Origin of the sequence: Pseudonocardia oceani (assembly GCF_019263585.2) — a bacterium.
GTDB lineage: Bacteria > Actinomycetota > Actinomycetes > Mycobacteriales > Pseudonocardiaceae > Pseudonocardia > Pseudonocardia oceani.
Genome location: NZ_JADQDF010000001.1, coordinates 5,606,944 through 5,632,666 on the forward strand (window position 1 = coordinate 5,606,944; position 25,723 = coordinate 5,632,666).

Genomic DNA, 25,723 nt, shown 5'->3' on the forward strand with positions numbered 1-25,723 from the left:
GCGGGCCCGGATGTGATGGGGGAGAGATGGGCACCACCGACGGTGGCGCGTTCAAGCGGATGCTCAAGCGTCTCACCAGCGACGTCGACACCCTGGACGCCGACGACCTCTCCTCCGACGCCGAGAAGTCCGGTGCCCAGCGGGCCTCGGACTGCGCCTGCGGCGAGGAGGTCGAGGTGCTCGGTAGGCTCCGCAGCGTGGAGTTCTGCCCGCAGGACGCGAACGCGTCCCTGGAGGCGGAGCTGTTCGACGGGAGCGAAGGGGTCACCTTGATCTGGCTGGGCAGGCGGCGCATCCCGGGCATCGAGCCCGGACGCACCATGCGCGTGCGGGGGCGGCTCGCCGTCCGCGACGGGCGCAAGGTGCTCTACAACCCGTACTACGAGATCTGCCAGGCCCAGTGACGGCTGGTCCCGACGGGGAGCGGCCCGCGCGCGAGACGCCGACGCTGCTCGACCAGATGGGCGGTGTGTCCGGCGTCATCGCCTCCACCATCCCGGTGGGCGTGTTCGTCGTCGCCAACGTCCTGTCCGACCTCCAGCCCGCGATCATCGCCGCGCTCGTGGCCGGCGTCGCCGTGGCGGTGTACCGGATCGTGCGCAAGCAGCCGCTGCAGCCCGCGATCTCGGGGCTGTTCGGCGTCGGCCTGGCGGCGTTCATCGCCTCCCGCACCGGCGAGGCCCGAGGCTTCTACCTACCCGGCCTGATCACCAGCGCGTTCTTCGGGCTGGCGTTCCTGGTGTCGGTGCTGGTGCGCTGGCCGCTGGCCGGCGTGGTGTGGCACGGCGTCAACGGCGACGGGCACGGCTGGCGGCGCAACCCCGCCCTGCTCCGCGCCTACACCTGGGCCACGCTGCTCTGGACGCTCGTGTTCGCCTCGCGCGTCGTGCTGCAGGGCCTGCTCTACGACGCCAACGAGGAGACCTGGCTCGGCGTCGCCCGCCTGGCCATGGGCTACCCGCTCACCGGCCTGGCGCTGCTGTTCACGATCTGGGCCGTCCGCCGCGCCCACCGCACGACGGGCACCCCCGCGACCTGATCGGTCGGCAGCCGGGCGGTCAGCGCTCCGGTGGTCAGCGCTCCAGCGCGGCGCGGATGTCCTCCTCGACGGCCGTGGTGGCCACGAAGAGCAGCTCGTCGCCCGGCTCGAGGGCGTCGTCGCCCTGGGGCACGATCACGCGGCCGCCGCGCAGGATCACGACGAGCGCGGAGTCGGTCGGCAGCTTCACCGAGCGCACGGGGCGCCCGGCCAGCGGCGTGTCCTCGGGCAGCGTGACCTCCACGAGGTTGGCCTGGCCCTGGCGGAACGTCAGCAGGCGCACCAGGTCGCCGACGGCCACGGCCTCCTCGACGAGCGCGGCGAGCAGGCGCGGCGTGGACACCGCGACGTCGACGCCCCAGTTGTCGCCGAAGAGCCACTCGTTGCGCGGGTCGTTGACGCGGGCGACGACGCGGCGCACCGCGAACTCGGTCTTGGCCAGCAGCGACACGACGAGGTTGACCTTGTCGTCGCCGGTGGCGGCGATGACGACGTCGCAGCTCTCGATGTCGGCGTCCTCGAGCGTGGAGAGCTCGCACGCGTCGGCGTGGACCCACTCGGCGGCCTCGACCGTCTCCGGCGCGATGTTCGCGAGCTCGCGCTCGATGAGCATCACCTGGTGGCGGTTGTCGAGGAGCTCGAGGGCGATGGAGCGGCCGACGGCCCCGGCCCCGGCGATGGCGACGCGCATGGTCAGGACTCCTGGGGTGCGGCGGCCGCGGCGGCCGTGACGTCGCTGACGGTGCCCGAGACGGCGGCGACGTAGACCGTGTCCTCGGCCTGCACCACGGTGTCGGGCCGGGGCAGCACGCCCGTGCCGAAGCGGACGATGAACGCCACCCGCGACCCCGTGACGCGCTCGAGCTCGGACACCGGGTGCCCGACCCAGTCCTCGTGCACCGGCAGCGGCAGGATCGCCACCGTGCCCGACGGCTCCCGCCACGCCGACGCGACGCCGTCGGGCAGGATCATCCGCAGCAGCCGGTCGGTGCTCCACGGCACGGTGGCGACGGTGGGGATGCCCAGGCGCTCGTAGACCGCGGCGCGCTTCTCGTCGTAGATGCGGGCGACGACCCGCTCGACGCCGAAGTTCTCGCGCGCGACCCGCGCGGCGATGATGTTGGAGTTGTCGCCGCTGGAGACCGCGGCGAACGCCTGCGCCTTCTCCACACCGGCCTCCACGAGCACCTCGCGGTGGAAGCCCTCGCCGACGACCTGGCGCCCGTGGAACTCGGGCCCGAGCCTGCGGAAGGCCTGCGGGTTCCGGTCGACGACCGCCACCTCGTGGCCGAGCCGCTCCAGCCCGGCGACGAGCGACGAGCCGACCCGGCCGCACCCCATGATCACGACGTACACGAGGGGGAACGTTAGCGCGCCCGGTGCTCGGACGTCGGGTCGCAGGCATAGGCTGCGCGCGTGTCCACGCTCGCCACCGCGGTGAAGCGCATCCTGGTGGGACGGCCGCAGCGCAGCGATCGACTCAGCCACACGCTGCTGCCCAAGCGCATCGCGCTCCCCGTCTTCGCCTCCGACGCGATGTCGTCGGTCGCCTACGCGCCCGAGGAGATCTTCCTGACGCTGTCGATCGCCGGCGTCGCGTCCTACGCGTTCTCGCCGTGGATCGGGCTGGCGGTCGTCGTCGTGCTGCTCACGGTGGTCACGAGCTACCGGCAGAACGTCAAGGCCTACCCGTCGGGCGGCGGCGACTACGAGGTCGCGACGGTCAACCTGGGCAAGCGCGCCGGGCTCACCGTGGCGAGCGCGCTGCTCGTCGACTACACGCTCACCGTCGCCGTCTCGATCTCCGCGGCCGCGGCCAACGTCGGGGCGCTCGTGCCCTACGTCGCCGAGCACAAGGTGCAGTTCGCGGTGGCGGCGATCATCGTGCTCACCGCCGTCAACCTGCGGGGGATCCGCGAGTCGGGCGTGGCGTTCGCGATCCCGACCTACGCGTTCATGCTCGGCATCGCCACGACGATCGTCTGGGGCCTGACGCGGATCCTGCTGCTCGGCGAGACCGTGCAGGCGCCCAGCGCGAGCCTCGACCTGGTGGCCGAGGGCGACGCGCTCACCGGCCTCGCGCTGGCGCTGCTCGTGCTCCGCTCGTTCACCCAGGGCTGCGCGGCGCTCACCGGCGTCGAGGCGATCAGCAACGGCGTGCCGGCGTTCCGCAAGCCCAAGTCGCGCAACGCCGCCACCACGCTGCTGCTGCTGGGCGGCATCTCGGTCACCATGTTCATGGGCCTGATCTGGCTGGCGCAGCTCACCGGCGCGAAGATCGCCGAGAACCCGGCGGTGCAGTTCCCCGGCGCCCCGGCCGGCTACGTCCAGCAGACGCTGGTGGCGCAGCTGGCCGACGCCGTGTTCGACGACTTCCGCTTCGGCTTCTTCTTCGTCGTCGTCGTCACCGCGCTGATCCTGGTGCTCGCCGCCAACACCGCCTACAACGGCTTCCCGGTGCTCGGCTCGATCCTCAGCCAGGACCGCTACCTGCCCCGCCAGCTGCACACCCGCGGCGACCGCCTCGCCTTCTCCAACGGCATCCTCGTGCTGGCCGGGGTGGCGATCCTGCTGGTCGTCGGCTTCCAGGCCGAGGTCACGCGGCTGATCGCGCTCTACACCGTCGGCGTGTTCACCTCGTTCACGCTCAGCCAGTTCGGCATGCTGCGGCACTGGAACCGCCACCTCGCCACCGAGACCGACCCCGCCGAGCGAAGCCGGATGCGCCGCGCGCGCGTCGTCAACGGGTTCGGTGCGGGGATGACCGGCGTCGTGCTGGTCATCGTGCTGATCACCAAGTTCACCCGCGGCGCGTGGATCGCGATCGCCGCGATGGCCGTGTTCTACGTCCTCATGCTCGCGATCCAGAAGCACTACGACCGGGTGTCGGCCGAGCTGGTGGCGGGCGACGTCGACGGGGTGCTGCCCTCGCGCAACCACGCCATCGTGCTGGTCTCCACGCTGCACAAGCCGACCCTGCGGGCCGTCGCCTACGCCCGGGCCACGCGGCCCGACGTGCTGGAGGCCGTCACCGTCAACGTCGACGAGGCCGACACGAAGCGGCTCATGCGCGACTGGGACAAGCGCAAGATCCCGGTGCCGCTCAAGGTGATCGAGTCGCCGTACCGCGAGATCACGAAGCCGGTGCTCGACTACGTCAAGCGCATCCGCGGCGACAACCCACGCGACGTCGTCACCGTGTTCATCCCCGAGTACGTCGTCGGGCACTGGTGGGAGCAGATCCTGCACAACCAGAGCGCGCTGCGGCTCAAGGGCCGGCTGCTGTTCCAGCCCGGGGTGATGGTGACGAGCGTGCCGTGGCAGCTCGCGTCCTCCGAGCGGGTCGCCACGCCGCGCCCGGAGACCCCACCCGGCTCGGCCCGCCGCGGGTACGAGACGCCCGCGCGCGACCGCGCCCCCGACCTCCCTGTGAAGGCACGCCGATGACGCTCGACTGGACCGACCGGATCCTCGACCTCGAGATCGGCCCCGTCGCGCACGGCGGGCACTGCGTCGCGCGGTCGGAGGGGCGGGTCGTGTTCGTGCGGCACGCGCTGCCCGGCGAGCGCGTGCGCGCGGTCGTCAACGAGGACGGCGGCGGCTCGTTCTGCCGCGCCGATGCCGTCGAGGTGCTCGACGCCTCCCCGCAGCGCGTCCCGGCGCCGTGCGACTGGGCCCGCGCGGGCGGGTGCGGGGGCTGCGACCTGCAGCACGCCGACCCCGCCGCCCAGCGCGCGCTCAAGGCCACCGTGCTCGCCGAGCAGCTGCAGCGCCTCGCCGGGATCGTGCGCCCGACCGAGGTGGAGGAGCTCCCCGGAGGGCCGCTGGGCTGGCGGCACCGCGTGCGCCTGGCCGTCGACGAGGCCGGGCGCGCCGGGCTGCGCGCGCACCGCAGCCACGACGTCCTCCCCATCGCCGACTGCCCGCTCGCCCCGGCCGGCAGCCTGCCGCCCGTGCTGGAGCACGCGTTCGAGCCCGGGGGAGAGGTGGAGATCGCCTCCGACGCCGACGGGCTGCTGCACGTCGACGCCCCCGGCCCGCACGCGGGCGGCTTCCCCGAGGACGGGCCTGTCGTCCAGCGGGCCGCGGGCCGGGAGTGGCGGCTCTCGCCCGGGGTGTTCTGGCAGGTGCACCCGGCGCTGCCCGACACGCTCGCCGCGGTCGTGGGCGAGTGGGCGCAGGTCCCGGCGGGCGGCGTGGCGTGGGACCTGTTCGGCGGCGTCGGCCTGTTCGCCGCGGTGCTCGCGGAGCAGGTGGGGCCCGCGGGCGGGGTCACCGTCGTCGAGTCGTCGCGGCAGGCCGTGGCCGACGGGCGGGCCGCGCTGGCCGACCTCCCGCAGATCGGGTGGCGCGTCGGGCGCGTCGAGAAGCTGGTGACCACGCTCGACGGGCAGCCCGACGTCATCGTCGCCGACCCGCCGCGCAAGGGGCTGGGCCGCGAGCTCGTCGAGTCGCTGGTGGCGCGCGGGCCCGCGCGGATCGTGCACGTGGCCTGCGACCCGGCGTCGCTGGCGCGCGACGTGGCCCTGTTCGAGGGGCGCGGCTACGCGCTCACCGAGCTGCGGGCCTTCGACGCGTTCCCGATGACGCACCACTTCGAGTGCGTCGCGCTGTTCGTGCGCTCCTGAGCGCCGGACCCCTGCCCTGACGCCGGACCCCCGCCCGGGCGACGGGCGCGGGCCGCTGCGGCTCCGCCGCTCGTGAGCGGCAACCGCGGCTCTGGCCACGGTTGCCGCTCACGGGTGTGTCAGGAATGGCAGTGCGGGCTGCTGGCGGGCAGGTCGAGCGAGGGGTTGCCGTCGAAGAACCCGCTCGGCTTGAGCATGAAACCCGCCGTGCTCACCGGCATCACCGGCCAGTCCTCCGGACGCACCACGTGGTGGGCGCCGAAGGTGTACCAGACGACGACGTCGGTGGCCTCGAGCGGACGGTCGCCCGCCGCGTACGCCGGCAGTCCCTGGCCGCCGGGGTGCTGGTTGGGGTAGTCGCCCGCGGCGTAGCGCTGCGTGTCGTCGCTCGCCGTGACCCACAGCTGGTGCCCGGTGAACCCCGCGCGCGGCGCGAACACCGCGTCGGGGGAGTACATCGGCGGCACCGTGGCGCCCGGCATGAGGGCGTAGGCCGTGGGCGCCCCCAGCGCCGACGTCCGCTCCGCGCTCTGGATCTTCCAGTACCGCGCCCGCGACGCGTCGACGTCGCGCTGGGCCACCGCCTCCGACGCCAGCACCGTCTTCTCGACGTGCCACGCGTTGCCGTGCGGGTTGGCCGGGCCCGCCGGGCTGGGCGCGGAGTCGACCTCCACGACCGTGTTCGCGACGCCGTCGACGGTCATGTCCAGGCGCACGCAGAAGAAGTGCTGGTGGTTGGGCCCGTACAGCCCGGGCGCGACGAGCGTGCCGTGCTCGGGCACCTCGCCGGGGGCGATCGCCGCCGTCGAGATGACGCCCGTCAGCTTGACCTCGTACTCGATCGTGCCGTCGGTGTAGAGGTACCAGAAGTAGCCGTACTCGTAGTTGCCGACGGTGACGATCGTCGACACCACCAGCCGCCGCCGGCGCCGCACCTGCACGGCACCGGTGCGGAAGTCGGTGTGCTTCCAGGCGATCCCGGCGTCCTCCTCGTGCATGCACACCGCGTTCGGGATGACGACGGGCGCGCCGTCGTTGTCGTGCACGACGCCGTCGAAGTAGTGGATGTGGCCGACGCAGTCGCAGCCCAGCGTCAGCGAGTTGGCCAGCCACCCGACGCCGTACTCGCCCTGGTCGAACACGTTCTTGAAGCGGTGCGTGGGCGCCGGGTCGCCGTACGGGACGTACATCTCCGCGAGCGACGCGCGGTGCACGATCGGCCGCCCGTCGTAGGCGACCTGGTGCAGCACCAGACCCTCGCGCGGGGTGAACCCGATCCGCAGCGTCCACTTCTGCCACGCGACCGCGTGCCCGTCGACCGTGAACGACGGACCCTCGGGCTGGGTGATCTCGATCGGCTTGACGTCGGTGCGCGGGCCGTCGAACGCGGGCACGTTGCCCGGCTGCGACATCCACGGCTCCTCGTAGTTCCCGGCCTGCGTCGGGAACGGGACGATCCCGTGGTCGGTGACGTCGATGACCGCGCCGGCGTCCAGGTCGACCAGCACGATCAGCCCCTCGACGGGCCGGGCGTACCCGTGCTCCCCGGGCGCGGACCGCAGCCACGTCAGCGGCCGGGCGATCCGGCGCTGCGACGGGTCGTCCTCCGGCCCGGTCCAGCTCGACGCCCACGGGTCGACCATCGCGAGCGAGAAGTCCTCGACGCCGCGCCGGCGCATGGCCTCCTGCCAGCGGCTGTCGGCCATGACGATGGACTCGCAGGACTCGAACTCCTCGGCCATGATCGGCGGCTGCACGCCGGGCACGTGCGTCCACGCGACGACCGCGCGTTCGGTGAGCGAGACCACGGTCTCGTAGGTGTTGCGGGTGCCGCGCTCGTAGAGCACGAGGTGCGCCTCGCGCGGGACCTCCTCGCCCGACCAGCCGAGCACCACCGACTTCGGCGGCTCGTGCAGCGCCACGAAGACGAACCGCATGGCGGGGGTGAAGCGCTCGGAGTCGCGCAGGACCGCGGTGGCCGCGGTGATCTCGTCGGCGGTCAGCGGCTCCAGCGGATGGCCGGTGATCACTGCGGTCATGTCGTCACCTCGAACTGCCCGAGACGGGCGTAGACAAGCGGGCGCCGGGACCGCAGCACGAGCGCCACGGCCATCCCGACGAGGAACACGGCGAGCACCACCCAGGGAAGCACCCGGATGTAGGGCGCGTCACCCGCTCCGGACAGATCGGACCTGTTGACGACGAGCAGCACGCACGCGCCGGCCATCGCCAGACCGCCGAGGATCGGGACCACCAGCGTCGTCCACCAGTGGAACCCGTCGCGCCACGATCGCCGTCACGGGCATCGCCGCCGGCACCGGGCTGCGCGTCGCGGACACCCGCGCGAGCGCCGCGGGCAGCACCCCCTCGCGGGCGAGGGAGAAGGCGTAGCGGGCGCCGGTGTCGTAGAAGGCCTGCGCGCAGGCGAAGGAGCCGGTGACGATCTCGAACCCGACCCACGACCAGAACGCCGCGAACAGCGCGATCCGGGCCGCGCCGCCGCCGAACACCCCGACCGCGGCCGGGTTGTCGAAGATCTCCACCGGGTTCAGCGGCCGCAGCGAGAAGCCCTCCGCGCCCCCGACGGCGAGCACCCCCACCGCGAGCACGCCGAGCGCCTTCGCTGTCAGCCCGATGTGGAACAGCGCGAGCACGGTCATCAGCCGATCAGCAGGCCGGCCCCCACGCCGACCACGCGCCCGAGCCCCGGGCGACGAACGTGTAGAGGCCGCCCGCGGACGTCACGCGCCTGCTCATCGCGATGCAGCCGACGGAGAAGATCGTCAGCGCGGCGGTGGCGACCGCGAATGCGGCGGGGGGGCGTACCCACCGCCCGGGGTGGCGACCGGGACGTCGAACAGCACGGCCGTCAGCGGCGCGGCGCCGGTGACGATGCAGAACAGCACGGAGGTCAGCCCGAGCGCGCCGCCGGCGAGCTGCCCGGGTTCGCGGGTGGTGGTGGGTGGGTCGGCCGTGGCGGTCATGGGCACTCCCTGCGGGGCTGGGACGAGGGGATCGCTGCAGCGTGCGACCCCCACGTGGCGCCCGTGTCGCCCGCCCGTGTCGAGCGCGAGGCCCCGAACGGGAACGCCGGGCCCGCCCGGGCGTGGAGCGCCGCGCGTGACCGGGCACCATGTGACCGGTGACGAGTACTGCCCCCGCACCGCAGAAGACCCGCCAGCCCGGGACCCGCCCGCACACCGTCGAGCAGCGGATCGCCGACGAGCTCGGCGTCCGGCCGAACCAGGTCGCCGCGGCCGTCGAGCTGCTCGACGGCGGCGCCACGGTGCCGTTCATCGCCCGCTACCGCAAGGAGGCCACCGGCACCCTCGACGACGCGCAGCTGCGCACGCTCGAGGAGCGCCTGCGCTACCTGCGCGAGCTGGAGGAGCGGCGCGCCGCGGTGCTGGAGGAGATCGCGAAGCAGGGCAGGCTCGAGCCCCCGCTGGAGGAGCAGATCCGGGCCGCGGAGTCGAAGGCGCGCCTGGAGGACATCTACCTGCCGTTCAAGCCCAAGCGCCGCACGAAGGCGATGGCGGCGCGGGAGAACGGCCTGGAGCCCCTGGCCGACGCCCTGCTCGCCGACCCCTCGCTCGACCCGCAGGCCACCGCGGCCGGCTACGTCACCGAGGCCGTGGCCGACGCCGCCGCGGCGCTGGAGGGGGCGCGCTCGATCCTCGTCGAGCGGTTCTCCGAGGACGCCGACCTCATCGGCGGCCTGCGCGAGCGGATGTGGACCCGCGGTCGGCTCGTCACGAAGGTGCGCGAGGGCAAGGAGACCGAGGGCGCGAAGTTCGCCGACTACTTCGACTTCTCCGAGCCGTTCACCAAGCTCCCCAGCCACCGCATCCTGGCCGCGTTCCGGGGGGAGAACGAGGAGGTCCTCGACATCGCCCTGGAGCCCGACCGCGAGCCTGTCGAGCCTGGCGTGCGCACCGACTACGAGGCGACGGTCGCGGCGGCGTTCGGCGTCACCGACGAGGGCCGCCCGGCCGACAAGTGGCTCGGCGACGTCGTCCGCTTCGCCTGGCGCACCCGCATCCTGCTGCACCTGGGCATCGACATCCGGGTCCGGCTGCGCACCGTCGCGGAGGAGGGCGCCATCGGCGTCTTCGCCACCAACCTGCGCGACCTGCTCCTCGCCGCCCCCGCCGGCAGCCGCGCCACGATGGGTCTGGACCCGGGGCTGCGCACCGGCGTGAAGGTCGCCGTCGTCGACGCCACCGGCAAGGTCGTCGCCACCGACACCGTCTACCCGCACGAGCCCCGCAAGGACTGGAAGGGCGCCCTGGCGACGCTGACGAGGCTGGCCGCCGCGCACGACGTCGAGCTCGTCGCGATCGGCAACGGCACGGCGTCGCGCGAGACCGACCAGCTCGCCCGCGAGCTCGCCGCCACCAACCCCGCACTGAAGCTGACGCCGGTCACGGTCAGCGAGGCCGGGGCGTCGGTGTACTCGGCGTCGGCGTTCGCGTCGGCGGAGCTGCCCGACCTCGACGTCTCCATCCGCGGCGCCGTCTCGATCGCGCGCCGGCTGCAGGACCCGCTGGCCGAGCTCGTGAAGATCGACCCGAAGTCGATCGGCGTGGGGCAGTACCAGCACGACCTCGCCGAGTCGGCGCTCTCGCGCTCGCTCGACGCGGTCGTCGAGGACTGTGTGAACGCGGTCGGCGTCGACGTCAACACCGCGTCGGTGCCGCTGCTGCGCCGCGTCTCGGGCATCACCGAGGGCCTGGCGACGCAGATCGTCACCCACCGGGACGCGCACGGCCCGTTCCGCACCCGCACCGCGCTGGCCGACGTCCCGCGGCTGGGCCCGAAGGCGTTCGAGCAGTGCGCGGGCTTCCTGCGCATCCGCGGCGGCGACGACCCGCTCGACGTCTCCGGCGTCCACCCCGAGGCCTACCCGGTGGTGCACCGCATCCTGGGCGCGGCGAAGGTCGAGATCGGGTCGCTGATCGGCAACGCGCCGAAGCTGAAGTCGCTCAAGCCGCAGCAGTTCGTCGACGACAAGTTCGGCCTGCCGACCGTCACCGACATCCTCGCCGAGCTGGAGAAGCCCGGCCGCGACCCGCGCCCGGCCTTCCGCACGGCGACCTTCGCCGAGGGCGTGCACAAGATCTCCGACCTGCGCCCCGGGATGCTGCTGGAGGGTCAGGTCACGAACGTGGCCGCGTTCGGCGCGTTCGTCGACGTGGGCGTGCACCAGGACGGGCTCGTGCACGTGTCGGCGATGTCGAAGGACTTCGTGTCCGACCCGAGCGACGTCGTCAAGACCGGCGACGTCGTGCGCGTCAAGGTCATGGAGGTCGACGAGGCCCGCAAGCGGATCTCGCTGACCCTGCGCCTGGACGACGAGGTGGGCGCCGACGGTGTGCCCAAGGGCCGCCGCGGCGGCGGACGTCCCGAGGGTGCCGGTGGCGGCCGGGGTGCCGGGGGCGACCGCGGCGGACCCGGTGGCCGAGACCAGCGCGGCGGCCGTCCCGGTGGCGGCGCCAAGGGCGGTGCCGGGGGCAAGGCCGGGGCCGGAGCCAGGGGCGGTGCCGGCGGCGGCGGTGCCCAGGGCGGCGGCAAGGGCGGCGGGGGCAAGAGCGGTGCCCCGCGCGGCGGGTCGAGCAGCTCCGGCGGCTCGGGCGGCGGCGGCCTCGGCAACAGCGCGATGGCCGATGCCCTGCGCCGCGCCGGGCTGGCGAAGGACAAGTAGCCGCAGGCCACTCCCACCCGGCTCGCACACAGGCCGCGGGGGTCGCACACAGGGCCGGACCTGTGTGCGAGCCCCCGGAGGTGTGTGCGAGCGGGGCGGGTCAGCCCGTCAGCACCGCCACCGCCCGCTCCACGTCGTCCAGGCCCGGGAGGACGTGGTGGGCGCCCGCGGCCGTGAGCTCCTCGACGGTCGCCGGCCCCGTCGCCACCCCGACGGCGACGACGCCCGCCCCGAGCGCGGCCGCCACGTCGTGCACGGTGTCGCCGACGACGAGCACGTCCGCGTCGGCGAAGGGGCCGTAGGCGGCCTCGGCGCGCTCGCGGCTGCGGCGCACGAGCTCGGTGCGGACCGAGTGGTCGTCGCCGTAGCCGCCGACCGCCGTGTCGAGGTGCGGGTGCAGCCCGAACGCCGTCACCTTCGCGACGCCGACCGCCGCGATGTTGCCGGTGACCAGCGTCTGCACGACCCCGGGCCGCCCGGCCAGCGCGGCCAGCACCGCGGCGGCACCGGGCAGCAGCGTGCCGTGCGCGGGGAGCTGATCGGCGCGGGACGCGAACTCGGCGGTGTAGCGGGCGAAGAACGGCTCCAGGTGCGGGCCGGCGTCGTCGATGCCGTGCCGGGCGAACAGCTCGGGGGTGATCGACAGGTCGGTGCGCCCCGCCGCGACGAGCGCGCCGCGCCACGGCACCCCGGTGACGGCGGTGAAGGCCGCGGCGAACGCGTCGACGCCCAACCCACCCGCGACGAGCAGGGTCTTGTCGACGTCCCACTGGATCAGCCTCATGGGCCGATCCTGCGTCATGCCTCTGGTTCCGACGTCAGGCGGCCGACTCGTAGGCCCTGCCGAGAAGGCGGTCCGAGAGCCGCGCCAGCGCGGCGCCGTCGACGCCGTGCGCGGCCAGCCAGCCCGCGGCGCCGCACTCGTGCGCCTCGACCTCGTCGAGCACCGCCTCCAGCGCCGCGCGGTGCACGCCCATCAGGGCCCGGTTACGCGGCTCGGGGATCCCGGCGGCGCGCAGCGTGGCCCACAGGCGGGGGAGGTTGGCCTCGGTGCGCAGGTAGTCGGCGACGACGTCGTCCCGGCGCACGCCGACCGCGCGCAGCAGCACCGCGACGACGACGCCGGTGCGGTCCTTGCCCGCGGTGCAGTGCACGAGGACGGGGCCGGGGGAGTCGGCGACGAGCGCGGCGATGTGCGCGATCCGGTCGGCCGCGTCGCGGACGAGGATCGCGTAGGCCTCGGCCAGGTCGTGGCCGGTGGGCCGCTCGGCGGCCAGCGCGGGTGCGAGGTCGGCGCCCATCGGGACGGAGTGCACGGTGGTGCCGGGGAGGTCGAGCCGGTGCGGGGCGGGGTGCTCGCCGGGCACGCGCAGGTCGATGACGTCGGCGGGCGGCCACACCGCGACCTCGGCCGACGCGGCGGTGTCCGACAGCGGCAGCTCGCTGCGGTAGAGGACACCGCGGCGGACGATCCGGCCGTCGTCGGTGCGCAGTCCGCGGAGGTCCCGGAGGTTGGCGGGGGCGTGGTTCGTCACGCCGTCCAGGCTGCCGTCCGCAGGTGAACGGCGGGCGACGTCGTGACCGAGAGCCCGTGTGATCTCCGCGTCAGGTGACCCGCCGTCGCCGTGAGCGGCGTCACCTGGGAGTATGTGAGGCCGATGGTGCGTTGAGACCATCAGAGACCGCAACGGCCAGGCAGAACTCGTGCAGAGGGCCCGCGGGCTCGCCCGCGGGTACGCCGACGTGTGCCCGCTGACTGCGACGGAAGATTCCACTTGTCTGAGTTCGACCTCGACCTGCCCGCCTTCTCCGACCTGCCGCTGCGCGACGAGCTGCTCGCCGTCGTCCACGAGTTGGGCTACACCCACCCGAGCCCCATCCAGGCCCAGGCGATCACGCCCCTGGTCGAGGGCCGCGACCTGCTGGGCCAGGCGGCCACCGGCACCGGCAAGACGGCGGCGTTCGCGCTGCCGATGCTGGAGCGCATGGCCGACCAGCGCCCCTCCCGCGAGCGCGGAGCCGCCCCGTTCGGCCTGATCCTGGCCCCCACCCGCGAGCTCGCGCTGCAGGTGTCCGAGGCCGTCCAGCGCTACGGCGCCGGGCTGCAGGCCCGCGTGCTCACCGTCTACGGCGGCGCGCCGGTCGGCCCGCAGCTCAAGGCGCTGCACCAGGGCGTCGACGTCGTCGTCGCCACCCCGGGCCGCGCGATCGACCTGATGAACCGCGGCGCGCTCAAGCTGCACGACCTCGAGGTCGTCGTCCTGGACGAGGCCGACGAGATGCTCGACATGGGCTTCGTCGAGGACATCGAGACGCTGCTCGACTCCACCCCGGACACCCGGCAGGCGGTGCTGTTCAGCGCCACCATGCCGCGGCGCATCGAGACCCTGGCGCAGAAGTACCTGCGCGAGCCGGTCACGGTGCGGATCCGCCGCGAGGAGGTCGCGGAGGGCGAGGCCCCCAAGGTCCGCCAGACCGCCTACCTCGTGCCGCGCACCCACACCACCGCCGCGCTGGGCCGCGTCCTGGAGGCCGAGCGCCCCAAGGCCGCGATCGTCTTCTGCCGCACCCGGCTCGACGTCGACGCGGTCACCGAGACGCTCACGGGCCGCGGCCTGCGCGCCGAGGCGCTGCACGGCGGCATGGACCAGGAGCACCGCACCCGCGTGGTCGAGCGGCTGCGCAGCGGGCGCACCGAGCTGCTCGTCGCCACCGACGTCGCGGCCCGCGGCCTCGACATCGACCTGCTCACCCACGTCGTCAACCACGACGTACCGCAGAGCTCCGAGGCCTACGTGCACCGCATCGGCCGCGTCGGCCGGGCCGGGCGCGAGGGCGTCGCGATCACGCTGGCGCCGCCGTCGAAGGTCTACGCGCTGCGCAACGTGGAGCGGCTCACCGGCCAGACCATCGAGATGGCCGCCGTCCCCACCGCGGCCGACCTGCGCGCCGCCCGCCTCGAGCGCACCCGTGAGGCGCTGCGCGAGGCGCTGGCCGACATGCCGGCCGACGACGACGGCGTGGCCGCCGTGGTCGCCGGGCTCGCCGAGGAGTTCGACGCCGCCGACGTGGCCACCGCCGCGATCCGGCTGATGACCGCCGCCGCGGGCACGCCCGACGACGGCGAGGACATCCCGGTGGTCAGCGCGCCGCGCTCGGGCTCGCGCGACTCGCGGGGTCCGCGCGACGCCCGCGACTCCCGGGGCCGCGGCGGCGCCGCCGGCACCCGGGCGCCGAAGGCCGGCACCACGCGGCTGTTCGTCAACGCCGGCCGCGCCAGCGGTGTGCGCCCGCAGGACATCGTGGGCGCACTGGCCAACGAGTCGAACCTGACGGGTCGCGACATCGGCGCCATCCAGATCCACGAGCGGCACGCGCTGGTCGAGATCCCGGAGCACGCCGCCGACGACGTGCTGCGCAGCCTGCGCGGCACGACGACGCTCAAGGGCCGCCGCGCCAACGTGCGCCGCGACCGCGGCTTCGCCTCCGCCGGCAGCCGGGACTGATCTACTAGGCCGAACGGCCCAACGTCGTCCTGCTAGCGTTCGTCCATGCGCTGGCGGACGGCGGTGGCCGTGCTGGCCGCGCTCACGGCCGGGTCCACCGGGGCCGGGTGCTCGGCCACCGTGCCCGGCACCGGCTCACCCGCCCGCGACGCCGCGCTCGCCGCCCTGCCCTTCGACGAAGCCGAACGCGTCCTCGCGGGGCAGATGGCGGTCCTGCGGTCGTGGGACGTCTGCGCGATGCACGACGTCGCCGCGGCCGAGCGCGCCTCCGGGGCCGTGGCGTTCGCGCTGCGCCCGGTCCGCGGCCACGACGGCTGCGAGGTCGCGCTGGAGTCCGCCGCCGACGGCGCGCTGTCCTACGTGACGATCGAGGTCGCGGAACTCGTGCGGGGCCCGGGCGCCCCCCGCGAGATCGGCGGCCGCTCCTTCCCGCCCGTCGCGCCGGCCGAGGAGGCGCACGGGCGTCCCGAGTGCGGGTACGCCCGCGAGGTCGCGCTGGGCTGGGGCGTCGTCGTGCGCGGCGAGGTCGCCGACGACCCGGCGGCCTCCTGCGCGCTGGCCGGCGACTACCTCGCCGACGTCCTGCCCCGCATCGACGCCCCGCCGCTGCGCGCCGCCGCGGGCACCGACCCCGCGTTCGCGCTGGGGGAGCAGGACCCGTGCGCGGCGCTCGCCGCCGTCGACCCAGCGCCCGCCGGCGTCACCGTCGGCGGGCCCCGGACCTGCTCCGCGCCCGGCGTCGCGGTGGCGTTCGGGCTGGCCCAGGTCGAGGTCGACGTCGAGGGCGTCGCGGGGATGTTGCCCGACGGCCGGGTCGAGGTCGTCGACGACGCCCCGTCCGGCTGCACGGTGACCCGCCAGGTCAGCGACGCGACGCTGCTCGTACCGTCGCTGCCCTACCTGTTCCGCGAGACCCTCGCCGTGACCGCGCCCGGCTGCGACGCCGCCCGCACCGGCGTCGACCGGGCGGCCGCGACCCTGCCCGGCCCGCTCCCCGCCGCCGCCGGGGCGCTCGCGCTGGGCTCGCTGGAGGACCTGCCCACCGCCGACGACGTCGGCGCGCCGTTCGACCCCTGCGCGACGATCGGCTGGTCCGCGTTCCCCGCCGAGGTGCGCCCGCCCGGCGTCGACCCACGCCCGTTCCCCTCACCGGTGGAGGCCGGCACGCTCTACCGCGTGGGCTGCGACTACGCCTCGGACGCGCTGCTGTCGGTCGTGAGCTGGGGCCCGGCGGCGGGCGCCTACAGCGTCGACCCCGCCGCGCGTCCCGGCGTCGCCACCCGGTTCGGCGACCGCCCCGGCCTGGAGCACCGCGCCCCGCCGGCGCCCGGCCAGGCGGCCCTGTGCCTGTCGACGATGCAGCTGGGCAACGGGCTGGCCGGCGTCGTCACCCTCGCCCGCGGGACGCAGGCCGACCTCTGCGCGGTCAACCGCGCCGTGCTGGAGGCGCTGGCGCCCCGGGTGCCCTAGGAGGGTCCTGACCAACGCCGCGTTGGTCAGGGCGCTCCTGGCTCCCGCTTGTCCCCGTCCGCGACCCGGGGTAGGCAGTGCCGCATGGCCGATGACGTCCAGGGGTCCCCGCTCGTCGACGCGGCGGTGCGGCGCGCCATGTGGCGCCTGCTGCCCTTCCTCGGGCTCTGCTACCTGCTCAACTACGTCGACCGCGTGAACGTCGGCTTCGCCGCGCTGCGGATGAACCCCGACCTCGGGCTGTCGGCCGCCGCGTACGGGCTGGGGGCGGGGCTGTTCTTCGTCGGCTACTTCTTCTTCGAGGTGCCGAGCAACGTGGTCCTGCACCGGGTCGGCGCACGGCTGTGGATCGCGCGGATCATGGTGACCTGGGGGATCGTCGCGTCGTCGACGGCGTTCGTGACGAACGAGCTCGGCTTCTACGCCGTGCGGTTCCTGCTCGGCGTGGCCGAGGCCGGGTTCTTCCCCGGGATCATCCTGTACCTGACCTACTGGTTCCCGCGGGCGCGGCGGGCGCGGGTGGTGGCGCTGTTCTTCCTGGCGGTGCCGCTGTCGACGGTGCTGGGCGCGCCGCTGTCCACGTGGCTCATCGAGAACGGCGACGGCGTGCTCGGCTTCGAGCAGGGCTGGCGGTTCATGTTCTTCGCCGAGGGCGTGCCGGCCGTCCTCGTCGGGCTGCTGGTGCTCGTGCTCCTGCCCGACCGCCCGACGAAGGCGCGCTGGCTCGAGCCCGACGCGGCCCGCGCGCTGGAGGCGCGGATCACCGCCGAGGACGCCGCGCAGGTGCCCGGGACCACCGGGATGCGCGACGCGCTGCGGGACGGACGGGTCGTCGCGCTGTCGGTCGTCTACTTCGGGGTGGTGTTCGGGCTCTACGTGCTGGCGTTCTTCCTGCCGCAGGTGGTGTCGGACCTGCAGGAGCAGTTCGGCGTCGAGTTCTCGCTCGTGCAGATCGGGCTGATCACCGCGGTGCCCTACGCGGTCGCGTCGGTCGTGATGGTGCTCAACGCCCGGCACTCCGACGCCACCCGCGAGCGGACCCTGCACGTCGCCGTGCCGGCGCTGGTGGGGGCGGCGGGCGTCGCGGTCGCGCTGTTCCTGGACTCGCCCTACCTGGTGATCGCCGCGATGTGCGTGTGCGCGTCGGGCGTCTTCGCCGCGATCCCGGTGATCTGGCAGATCCCGCCGACGTTCCTCACCGGCGTCGGCGCGGCGGCGGGGATCGCGCTCATCAACTCCTTCGGCAACCTCTCCGGGTTCGTCGGGCCGTACCTGACCGGGTGGCTGCAGGGCGTCACCGGTGACTTCCGCGCCGGCATGTTCGTCGTCGCCGGGTTCATGGTGCTGGCCGCCGTGGTCGTCCTGGTCGTGGGACGCCGGGTGGGCACCCGCGATGATGGGGCCCCCACCACGGCAGGAGTCCGTTCATGAGCGACATCAAGCCCCGGTCCCGCGAGGTCACCGACGGCCTGGAGCGCACCGCCGCGCGCGGCATGCTCCGCGCCGTCGGCATGCGCGACGAGGACTTCGGCAAGCCCCAGATCGGCATCGCGTCGAGCTGGAACGAGATCACCCCGTGCAACCTCTCGCTGCAGCGCCTGGGCCTCGCGGCCAAGGAGGGCGTGCACCGGGCGGGCGGGTTCCCGATGGAGTTCGGCACGATCTCGGTGTCGGACGGCATCTCGATGGGTCACGTCGGTATGCACTGGTCGCTGGTCAGCCGCGAGGTGATCGCCGACTCCGTCGAGACCGTCGTGCAGGCCGAGCGCCTCGACGGCACCGTGCTGCTCGCGGGCTGCGACAAGAGCCTGCCCGGGATGCTGATGGCCGCGGCGCGCCTCGACCTCGCCGCCGTCTTCCTCTACGCCGGGTCGATCATGCCCGGGTACGTGGGGGAGCGGGAGGTGACGATCGCCGACGCGTTCGAGGCGGTCGGCGCGTGTCAGCGGGGCCTGATCACGCGCGAGGAGGTCGACGCCATCGAGCGCGCGATCTGCCCCGGCGAGGGCGCCTGCGGCGGCATGTACACGGCCAACACGATGGCGAGCGCGGCCGAGGCGCTCGGGATGGCGCTGCCCGGCTCGGCCAGCCCGCCCGCGGTCGACCGCCGACGCGACGGCATCGCCCGCGCGTCCGGCGAGGCCGTGATCGGGATGATCGAGAAGGGCATCACGGCCCGGCAGATCCTCACGCGCGAGGCGTTCGAGAACGCGATCGCCGTCGTCATGGCGTTCGGCGGGTCCACCAACGCGGTGCTGCACCTGCTCGCGATCGCGTGGGAGGCGGGCGTGCCGCTGGAGCTCGCCGACTTCACCCGCGTCGGCGACCGCGTGCCGCACCTCGCCGACGTCAAGCCGTTCGGGGCGCACGTGATGTCCACCGTCGACCGCGTGGGCGGCGTGCCCGTCGTCATGAAGGCGCTGCTCGACGCCGGGCTGCTGCACGGCGACGTGCTCACCTGCACCGGCTCCACCGTCGCGGAGAACCTCGCCGCGATCGACCCGCCGGACCTCGACGGCGAGATCCTGCGCGCCCTGTCGAACCCCATCCACCCCACCGGCGGCATCACGATCCTGCACGGCTCGCTCGCGCCCGAGGGGGCCGTCGTCAAGAGCGCCGGGTTCGACTCCTCGCGCTTCGAGGGCACCGCCCGCGTCTTCGACGGCGAGCAGGGCGCGATGGACGCCGTGCCGGACCTGCAGCCCGGCGACGTCGTCGTCATCCGGTACGAGGGGCCCCGCGGCGGGCCGGGGATGCGCGAGATGCTCGCGGTGACCGGGGCGATCAAGGGCGCCGGGCTGGGCAAGGACGTCCTGCTGCTCACCGACGGCCGCTTCTCCGGGGCGACGACCGGGCTGTGCGTGGGGCACGTCGCGCCCGAGGCCGTCGACGGCGGGCCGATCGCGTTCGTCCGGGACGGCGACCGGATCGTGCTGGACATGGCGTCGCGGACGCTGGACCTGGTCGTCGACGAGGCGGAGCTCGCGCGCCGGCGGGAGGCGTGGTCGGCGCCCGCCCCCACCCCCGAGCTGCGGCGCGGGGTGCTGGGGAAGTACGCGAAGCTCGTGGGGTCGGCGGCGCAGGGGGCGGTCTGCGGGTAGTCGGCGCGCGCCGACTACGCGGCCAGGTGGGCGAGGGCCGTGCGGCGGGGTCTCTGCGCGGGGTCGATCCAGCGGGGTGGGACGAACTCGGGTAGCCCGTCGCGGATCCTCACCTGCCAGTCGGTGTGGTGGATCTGGCGGTGGTGGGCTTTGCACAGCATCACCAGGTTGTTCAGGGCAGTTGCGCCGCCGTGTTCCCAGTGGTGGATGTGGTGGATCTCGGACCAGGAGGGTGGGCGGTCGCAGCCGGGGTGGGCGCAGCCGCGGTCCCGAGCGGTGACGGCGCGGCGGAGGCCGTCGGGGATGGTGCGGGTGGCGCGGCCGATGTCGAGGGGCTGTCCGGCGCCGTTCATCACGACCGGGATGACGCCGGCGTCGCAGGCCAGGGTGCGCAGCGCGGCCGGGGTGAGCGTGCCGCCGAACTCGAGCATGGCCGATCGGGCGCGGTGCTCGAGGTCCTCGAGCCGGACGAGGACGGTGAGCACGGGTCGGCGGCCGCCGGTGTCGGGGAGGTCGCCGTGGTCCAGGACGTAACCGCACACGTCGGCGAGCGCTTCGGCCTGCCGTTGAGCAGCAGGTCGATCGTCGTCAGCCGTCAGGGGCGCGGACTTTGCGTCGATGGCCGCGGCGATGGCGTCGTAGAGGGCGGGGTCCTCGAACCGGCCCTTGATCGACCCGCCACTGGCATGACGGGTCAAGCGCAGTTCATTCACCGGGGCCGGAGTGGAGTCGGGTTCGGCGCCGTCCTGGTCGAGCAGCGCGACCAGTGCGGTGCCCAGCGTCTGGAGTTCGGAGGGGTTGAGGCGGGTGGCGTCGGCGGGGAGCTGGGTCTCCACTGAGGCCCACTGCTCGGGGGCCAGGCGGGATGCGGCGTCGGTCGCGAGGACGCGTCCGATGACCTCGACGTGGCGCAGCGCGATGTCGCCGTCGGCGAACGCAGCGGCGGTGGCAGGCAGCCGGGCGGGGAGCGGCGTCCCGTCGAGCGTGGTGCGGGCGTGCACGTCACCGGCGACGGTCGTGCGGCGCCGGGCGTCGAGGTGATCGACGTGCAGCAGATCGGCCAGTGCCCGCGCGGTGGACCGGTAGCCGCGCGTCAGGAAGGCGCCCTGGTCGTCGAGAGTGGCGATGGCGGCGGTGGAGAGGGCCTCGACCCGCCGGGCGAGGTTCTCGCACAGCGTGAGCACGGACAGCAGCTCGGTCTCGGAGGCGGTGGCGAGCTCGTCCGACGCGGCAGCGAGGTGCTGCTGCGCGAGACGGATCGAGTTCGATGGCATGAGCACAGGGTACTCGAACACATGTTCGATTAGTAGCCTGTCGTCGCAGGTCAACAGCCGTTCGGCGCTTGTCCTGAGGGGATCACGGGCTGGTCCGTGCGTGCCTTGCAGAACCGCTCTGTGCTCAGGCTCGGAGGCAGGCCGACCACGACGGCAACCGACCCGGTCACCGCTCGTCTGCCCCACGGGACCACCGCTGAGCGACGATCGCACCCGGACGGGACCGGAACCGACCGCACGCCGAGGCCCACCATCACGAACCACGCGAACCCTGCCTAGGCTGGCCGACATGAAGGAAGACCGTGGGGCCCGGGAGATCGCGAAGGCCGCCGAGGCGATCGGCGACCTGCTCTACCGCGCGGTGGAGGCCACGCTGGAGGAGTCCTCGCCCGACCCCGGTCGCCAGGCCACGGCACAGTTCGTCGAGCTGGACGCCCGCGCGGTGCCCGACGGCGACGGCGGCCCGGCGCAGCTGATGGCCACGCTCACGCTCGTGCGGCTGCTCAGCCTGGTCCGCGAGGCCGTGGCCGACCGCCCGGACCGCGTCGAGGAGGCCCTCGGGTGGATCACCGAGCGGATGGGCAAGCGGTACTCGGCGCGGGCGCGGTACGTCACCGGGGTGCTGCAGAGCGAGGCGGACACGGCCGACGTGCCGGCGAAGCGCCAGGTGCTGATGTCGGAGTTCCTGCCGTCGCTGGTGTGGCTGCTGACGGGCGCGGTGGCCGTGTTCGGTGACGGCGACCTCGACTGGCTGCGCGGCCTCGAGGCCGGCACCCCGACGACGGCCAGCTTCCTCACGGGGAGCTGACCGCCGCCGTCGTCCGGGCGGTGCTCAGGCGACCCGGTTCAGCGGGGTGATGACGAGGTCGCCGTCGAGCAGCTCGGGGATCTTCGGCAGCGCGGACTGCAGGTGCGGGGTGCCGAGGTGGGCGTCGAGGGCGGCCTGGTTCGTCCAGTGCTCGACGAAGATGAACACCGCGGGGTCCTGCGCGCCCCGGTGCAGCGCGTAGGTGACGTTGTCGGCCTCGGCGCGCGTGGGCGCGATGAGGGCCTCGAGCACCTCCTGCAGCTCCTGCTCCTTGCCGGGCTTGGCGCGCATGGTGGCGACGACGGTGAGCAGGTCGCGGTTCTCGTCGGTGGGCAGGGTCACGGGGGCTCCTCGGGGTGGTTCGGCGGTGAACGGAGATCACCGTAGACCGCGAACCGGTAGCGTCCGCCCGGCGAAGGTGTGTGCGGGGCCACACGGGACGAGGAGCGGCACATGGTGAGCGAGACCGGGTTCGACAGCCACGGCACGCGGTGCTCCGCGTGGTACCTGGAGGCCGGGACCGGCGCGCTCACCGGCCCGCGCGGCCGCCCGTGCGTGGTGATGGCGCACGGCTTCGGGGCGACGAAGGACGCGGGGCTGCTGCCCTTCGCCGAGCGGTTCGCCGCGGCCGGCGCCGACGTGCTCGTCTTCGACTACCGCGGCTACGGCACCTCGGGCGGCAGCCCGCGCCAGAACGTCTTCCACGTCGCGCACCGGCAGGACTACCACGCCGCGCTGGCCCACGCCCGCGGCCTGCCCGGCGTCGACCCCGACCGGATCGTGCTCTGGGGCAGCTCCTACTCCGGCGGGCACGTGGTGCCGGTGGCGGCGCGCGACGGGCAGGTCGCCGCGGTGGTCTCCCAGGGCGCGGCCATGGACGGCCTCGCGGCGCTGCTGGAGATCGGGCGGTACGCCGGGATCGGTCAGCTGCTGCGGCTCACCGGCCACGGCCTGCGCGACCTCGTCGGCTCGGCACTGGGCCGCGGCCCGCACCTCATCCCGGTCGTCGGCCCGCCCGGCTCGCTCGCGGCGATCACGGCCGAGGGCGCCGAGGACGGCTACCGCTCGATCATGGGCCCGACGTTCCGCAACGAGATGCTGGCCCGCGGGGCCCTGTTCATCCCGCTCAACCGGCCCGTCGCCGCCGCCGCGAAGCTGCGGGCTCCGATCTTCCTGGTGGTGGCCGCCGACGACAACATCGCGCCGCCCGCCGCGGTACGGGCAGTGGCCGCGAAGGCCGGGGCCGGGTCGGAGATCCTGGAGCTGCCCTCGGGTCACTTCGACATCTATTCGGGCGAGTTCTTCGAGAGATCATCCGCTGCACAGGTCGCATTCCTGCAGCGGGTGCTGCGGGTCGAAGCGCCGGCGGTCTGACGGAGCGCGTCGACAGCGCTCACTCGCCTGATGATGTCGGAGGATGGATCTCACCCCGTTGATCGCCGGTTCCGCCGCGATCTCCGTGCGCAGCGGCGCAGCCCGTTGACGATCCGCAACTACGAGCTCTCGATCACGCAGTTCTGCGACTGGCTGCGGGCCTCGACGGGCCGGGCGGACCTGGCCGACGTGACGCGCGAGAACCTCAAGGGCTGGGTGCTCGACGCGTCCGGGAGGTGGGAGGCGTCGACCACGAACACGAAGATCGCCGGCGTGCGCAGCTTCGGTCGGTGGCTGGTCGAGGAGGAGTACCTGACCACGAACCCGGCGTCGAACCTCCCGGTCCCCGCCGTGGTGGAGGTCCCGCCGGAGGTCCTGAGCGACGAGCAGCTCACGACGCTGCTCGCGTCGTGCAACGGCAGGAGCTTCCTCGAGCGGCGCGACCACGCACTGATCCGGGTGCTGCTCGACACCGGCGTGCGGGTGTCCGAGCTGTGCCAGATGACCGTGAGCGGCACCGATCTCGACGCGGAGATGACCACGGTGCTCGGCAAGGGCGGGCGTCCCCGCGCCGTCTACTTCTCTGCGCGCACGATCTCGGCCCTGGACCGCTACCTGCGGGCGCGGGGCGGCAACCCGCACAGCTCGTCGGACCACCTCTGGTTGTCGCAGCGTGGTCGCCTCACCCCCGACGGCGTGCGGACGCGCCTCGAACTCCTCGGTGAGGCGGCCGGGATCCCGGGACTGCACCCGCACCGGTTCCGCCACACCTGGGCGCACGACCACATGCTCCACGACATGAGCACGACCGATCTGAAGCGCCTCGCCGGCTGGCGGTCGGATGCGATGGTGAGCCGGTACGGGGCGTCGGGCGCCGACGTCCGGGCCGCAGCGGCCGCACGCAGGGCGGCTCGCGGGGATCGGGTCTGACCGTCCGTCAGATGGTCGGATCCGTGGCCTCGGCGTGGCTGTCGCGTGGTCGGATGCGCTCGACCGGATCCACCGGCTCGCCGAGGCCAGCCTGGGTTCGTGTGGCGGCTCGGCACCGGCGCCGACCACGGCCTGGTCGTCGTCACCGATGACGGGGGCCGGCGTTCCTCAACCTCTTGATCTGGAGCGACTACGCGGCGCTGCACGAGTTCGTCTACCGCAGCGGGCACGGTGGGCTCGTGCGGAACCGCTCCCGGTGGTTCACCACGACCCGGCAGCCCTCGACGGCTCTGTGGTGGATCCCGGCCGGGACGCGTCCCACCGCGGGTGACGCCGCGCGCCGGCTGCAGCACCTCCGGACCCACGGCCCGTCGCCGCGGGCGTTCTCGCTGCGACGCCGCTTCACGGCCGGCGGTGATCCCGAGGGCCCGGTGCGGCCCGGCCCACGGGGCGCTGCGGGGCCACGGCAGCGGTGGTCACGTCACCCGTCCACGGTAGGTGGACGGCGAACCTAGTGCGCGTGCACGACCGCACGGTCGCGGGTGGTAGTCGAGCTCGTAGGTCTCCAGGTGTCGCCGCGTCAGCTGTCCAGCTCGCCGCGCACCCCAGGTGCTGGTGCCCCGCCGTGGCGTCGACCGCGTCTTCCGGCCACGACGGCGCGCGCAACGGCTCGACGCGGCGCGGCCGGTTGCGGTCTGATCTTGCGGCGCACCCTCGGAAGAGCGGACGCCCCTGATCGTGGGGGCTGCGGCAGAGCGGTTCGACAGGTCCTGATCGAGCTTGGGGCCGCTCGCGAGAGAGGACGTGTGTGACGCACGAGTGGGGTCCACCCGCTGACATCCCGTCCATCGTGGCGGCCGCGGCCGGCCAGGCTCCGGTGGCGATGCTGGTGGTCGACGGCAGCGGCGTGCGCTGGCACAACGCGGCGGCCGCCCGGCTCGTCGAGCCGCAGGGGGGCACTGGCAGGACCCCGAAGGCCCCGCCGCAGTGGTGGCAGCCGTCCTCTGCGGCGCGGTGCGCCTGCGCTGGCCGGCTCCGGACGGGTCGGTGCGCTGGTGGCGGGCGGGCAGCAGGGAGCTGCACGGCGGCCGGATGATCGAACTGTCCGACGAGACCGACTACGACGGCGGTCCGGTCGCGGCCGTCCCCGGCACCGCCACCTGGGACTGGGACGTCGTGACCGATCGGATGCGGCTGTCCCCGGCGCTGCTGGACATGCTGATCCACCGGCTCGATCGCTGGGTGCTCGGCCGCGCCGTCCGCGCCCTGGCGACGCCGCGCGCGCGGGCCCTCGGCCTGCGGCTGGAGGCGAACATCTCGGGTCGGTCGTTGGAGGATCCCGATTTCGGACCGTGGGTCCTCGCCGAGCTGCGCCGCCACGGCGTCGAGCCGGCCCGGCTGGGCGTCGAGGTCACCGAGACCGCGGCGGTGACCGACCTGGCCGCGGCCCGCAGCCTGGCCGCGGTGCTCATCGATTCCGGGGTCGGGTTCGCGCTCGACGACTTCGGCGCCGGGTTCGGCTCGTTCGCCTACCTCAAGCACCTGCGGTTCACCTCGGTGAAGATCGCCGGTGACTTCGTCGCGCATGTCGACCACGACCACGTCGACCGGGCGCTCGTCAGCGCCGTCGTCGTCGTGGCGCGGCGGTTGGGACTGGTGACCGTGGCCGAGCAGGTCGACCGGCCCGAGCTGGTCGACGACCTGCGCGAGCTGGGCGTCGATCACGGGCAGGGCTACCACCTGGGCAGGCCCGTCCCGCTCGACAGGCTGATCGGCATGGGAGCAGCACCCGGTCGCACCGGGTAGCGCCGCTGACCCGGGGCCACGAGGACGTCGGCGGCGCACCGTCGCCGGCGTCGCCGGGAGCGGCCTATGCTGCCGGCATCCCT

23 protein-coding genes are annotated in these 25,723 nt (G+C 74.0%); 14 read left to right on the forward strand and 9 right to left on the reverse strand.

Annotated elements, in window-relative coordinates:
* The first annotated feature begins 26 nt into the window (after positions 1-26).
* Positions 27-404 (forward strand): OB-fold nucleic acid binding domain-containing protein, encoded by a 378-nt coding sequence (locus I4I82_RS28090; protein WP_218592475.1) that lies wholly within the window; start codon positions 27-29, stop codon positions 402-404.
* Complete coding sequence (locus tag I4I82_RS28095; protein ID WP_226370291.1) at positions 401-1,039, forward strand: DUF3159 domain-containing protein; 639 nt, start codon at positions 401-403, stop codon at positions 1,037-1,039. Before I4I82_RS28090 ends, I4I82_RS28095 begins: the two co-directional genes overlap by 4 nt.
* 34 nt (positions 1,040-1,073) lie before the next feature.
* On the opposite strand, the gene I4I82_RS28100 is transcribed toward I4I82_RS28095, so the two are convergent.
* Both I4I82_RS28100 and I4I82_RS28105 read right to left on the reverse strand, forming a co-directional pair.
* Positions 1,074-1,730: a potassium channel family protein gene (locus tag I4I82_RS28100; protein ID WP_218592476.1), complete on the reverse strand. Its 657-nt coding sequence runs from the start codon at positions 1,728-1,730 to the stop codon at positions 1,074-1,076.
* A gap of 2 nt (positions 1,731-1,732) precedes the next feature.
* On the reverse strand, positions 1,733-2,395 hold the full coding sequence (locus I4I82_RS28105) for a potassium channel family protein (protein ID WP_218592477.1): 663 nt from the start codon (positions 2,393-2,395) through the stop codon (positions 1,733-1,735).
* Positions 2,396-2,455: 60 nt separating this feature from the next.
* Between I4I82_RS28105 and I4I82_RS28110 the strand changes: the two genes are divergently transcribed.
* Positions 2,456-4,486, forward strand: a complete 2,031-nt coding sequence (locus I4I82_RS28110) for an APC family permease (RefSeq protein ID WP_218592478.1) — start codon at positions 2,456-2,458, stop codon at positions 4,484-4,486.
* A complete protein-coding gene (locus I4I82_RS28115) occupies positions 4,483-5,667 on the forward strand; it encodes a class I SAM-dependent RNA methyltransferase (protein ID WP_218592479.1) in 1,185 nt (394 codons plus the stop codon). Before I4I82_RS28110 ends, I4I82_RS28115 begins: the two co-directional genes overlap by 4 nt.
* A gap of 119 nt (positions 5,668-5,786) precedes the next feature.
* Here the strand turns inward: I4I82_RS28115 and I4I82_RS28120 are convergent, their stop codons facing one another.
* The 3 genes from I4I82_RS28120 to I4I82_RS28130 all read right to left on the reverse strand — a co-directional run bounded on the left by I4I82_RS28120 (position 5,787) and on the right by I4I82_RS28130 (position 8,651).
* The gene (locus I4I82_RS28120; protein WP_218592480.1) at positions 5,787-7,706 is read right to left on the reverse strand and encodes a primary-amine oxidase; all 1,920 of its coding nucleotides are present in this window, start codon (positions 7,704-7,706) and stop codon (positions 5,787-5,789) included.
* Between the two features lie 129 nt (positions 7,707-7,835).
* A complete protein-coding gene (locus tag I4I82_RS28125; RefSeq protein ID WP_218592481.1) occupies positions 7,836-8,327 on the reverse strand; it encodes a hypothetical protein in 492 nt (163 codons plus the stop codon).
* 123 nt (positions 8,328-8,450) lie between these two features.
* The gene (locus I4I82_RS28130) at positions 8,451-8,651 is read right to left on the reverse strand and encodes a hypothetical protein (protein WP_218592482.1); all 201 of its coding nucleotides are present in this window, start codon (positions 8,649-8,651) and stop codon (positions 8,451-8,453) included.
* Between the two features lie 158 nt (positions 8,652-8,809).
* Between I4I82_RS28130 and I4I82_RS28135 the strand changes: the two genes are divergently transcribed.
* Positions 8,810-11,371: a Tex family protein gene (locus I4I82_RS28135; RefSeq protein ID WP_218596231.1), complete on the forward strand. Its 2,562-nt coding sequence runs from the start codon at positions 8,810-8,812 to the stop codon at positions 11,369-11,371.
* A gap of 100 nt (positions 11,372-11,471) precedes the next feature.
* Here the strand turns inward: I4I82_RS28135 and I4I82_RS28140 are convergent, their stop codons facing one another.
* Positions 11,472-12,155: a haloacid dehalogenase-like hydrolase gene (locus tag I4I82_RS28140; RefSeq protein ID WP_218594284.1), complete on the reverse strand. Its 684-nt coding sequence runs from the start codon at positions 12,153-12,155 to the stop codon at positions 11,472-11,474.
* A 34-nt stretch (positions 12,156-12,189) separates the two neighbouring features.
* Positions 12,190-12,906 (reverse strand): tyrosine-protein phosphatase, encoded by a 717-nt coding sequence (locus I4I82_RS28145; protein ID WP_275948782.1) that lies wholly within the window; start codon positions 12,904-12,906, stop codon positions 12,190-12,192.
* A gap of 240 nt (positions 12,907-13,146) precedes the next feature.
* On the opposite strand from I4I82_RS28145, the gene I4I82_RS28150 reads away from it, so the two are divergent.
* From I4I82_RS28150 to ilvD, 4 genes are all read left to right on the forward strand, one after another.
* Positions 13,147-14,877, forward strand: a complete 1,731-nt coding sequence (locus I4I82_RS28150; protein WP_225920706.1) for a DEAD/DEAH box helicase — start codon at positions 13,147-13,149, stop codon at positions 14,875-14,877.
* Positions 14,878-14,922: 45 nt separating this feature from the next.
* Positions 14,923-16,347, forward strand: coding sequence for a hypothetical protein (locus tag I4I82_RS28155; protein ID WP_218596232.1), 1,425 nt, complete (start codon positions 14,923-14,925; stop codon positions 16,345-16,347).
* Positions 16,348-16,431: 84 nt separating this feature from the next.
* Positions 16,432-17,778 carry an MFS transporter gene (locus tag I4I82_RS28160; RefSeq protein ID WP_218594527.1) on the forward strand — a complete coding sequence of 449 codons (1,347 nt, stop codon included), beginning with the start codon at positions 16,432-16,434 and terminating at the stop codon, positions 17,776-17,778.
* Positions 17,775-19,448, forward strand: a complete 1,674-nt coding sequence (gene ilvD / locus I4I82_RS28165; RefSeq protein WP_218596233.1) for a dihydroxy-acid dehydratase — start codon at positions 17,775-17,777, stop codon at positions 19,446-19,448. Before I4I82_RS28160 ends, ilvD begins: the two co-directional genes overlap by 4 nt.
* A 14-nt stretch (positions 19,449-19,462) precedes the next feature.
* Here the strand turns inward: ilvD and I4I82_RS28170 are convergent, their stop codons facing one another.
* Entirely contained in the window at positions 19,463-20,722 is a 1,260-nt protein-coding gene (locus I4I82_RS28170) for an HNH endonuclease signature motif containing protein (protein WP_218596234.1), read from the reverse strand.
* Between the two features lie 289 nt (positions 20,723-21,011).
* On the opposite strand from I4I82_RS28170, the gene I4I82_RS28175 reads away from it, so the two are divergent.
* Positions 21,012-21,530: a hypothetical protein gene (locus I4I82_RS28175; protein ID WP_218588862.1), complete on the forward strand. Its 519-nt coding sequence runs from the start codon at positions 21,012-21,014 to the stop codon at positions 21,528-21,530.
* Positions 21,531-21,554: 24 nt separating this feature from the next.
* On the opposite strand, the gene I4I82_RS28180 is transcribed toward I4I82_RS28175, so the two are convergent.
* Positions 21,555-21,872, reverse strand: coding sequence for a putative quinol monooxygenase (locus tag I4I82_RS28180; protein ID WP_226370292.1), 318 nt, complete (start codon positions 21,870-21,872; stop codon positions 21,555-21,557).
* 111 nt (positions 21,873-21,983) lie between these two features.
* Here I4I82_RS28180 and I4I82_RS28185 point away from each other — a divergent pair, with 111 nt between their 5' ends.
* The 4 genes from I4I82_RS28185 (at position 21,984) to I4I82_RS28200 (ending at position 25,640) form a co-directional block, all read left to right on the forward strand.
* Entirely contained in the window at positions 21,984-22,904 is a 921-nt protein-coding gene (locus I4I82_RS28185) for an alpha/beta hydrolase (RefSeq protein ID WP_218588863.1), read from the forward strand.
* Positions 22,905-22,937: 33 nt separating this feature from the next.
* Positions 22,938-23,834 (forward strand): tyrosine-type recombinase/integrase, encoded by an 897-nt coding sequence (locus I4I82_RS28190; RefSeq protein WP_225922414.1) that lies wholly within the window; start codon positions 22,938-22,940, stop codon positions 23,832-23,834.
* Positions 23,835-24,010: 176 nt separating this feature from the next.
* The gene (locus I4I82_RS35110) at positions 24,011-24,349 is read left to right on the forward strand and encodes a DUF3291 domain-containing protein (protein ID WP_218588865.1); all 339 of its coding nucleotides are present in this window, start codon (positions 24,011-24,013) and stop codon (positions 24,347-24,349) included.
* Between the two features lie 475 nt (positions 24,350-24,824).
* Entirely contained in the window at positions 24,825-25,640 is an 816-nt protein-coding gene (locus tag I4I82_RS28200) for an EAL domain-containing protein (RefSeq protein WP_218588866.1), read from the forward strand.
* Positions 25,641-25,723: the final 83 nt, after the last annotated feature.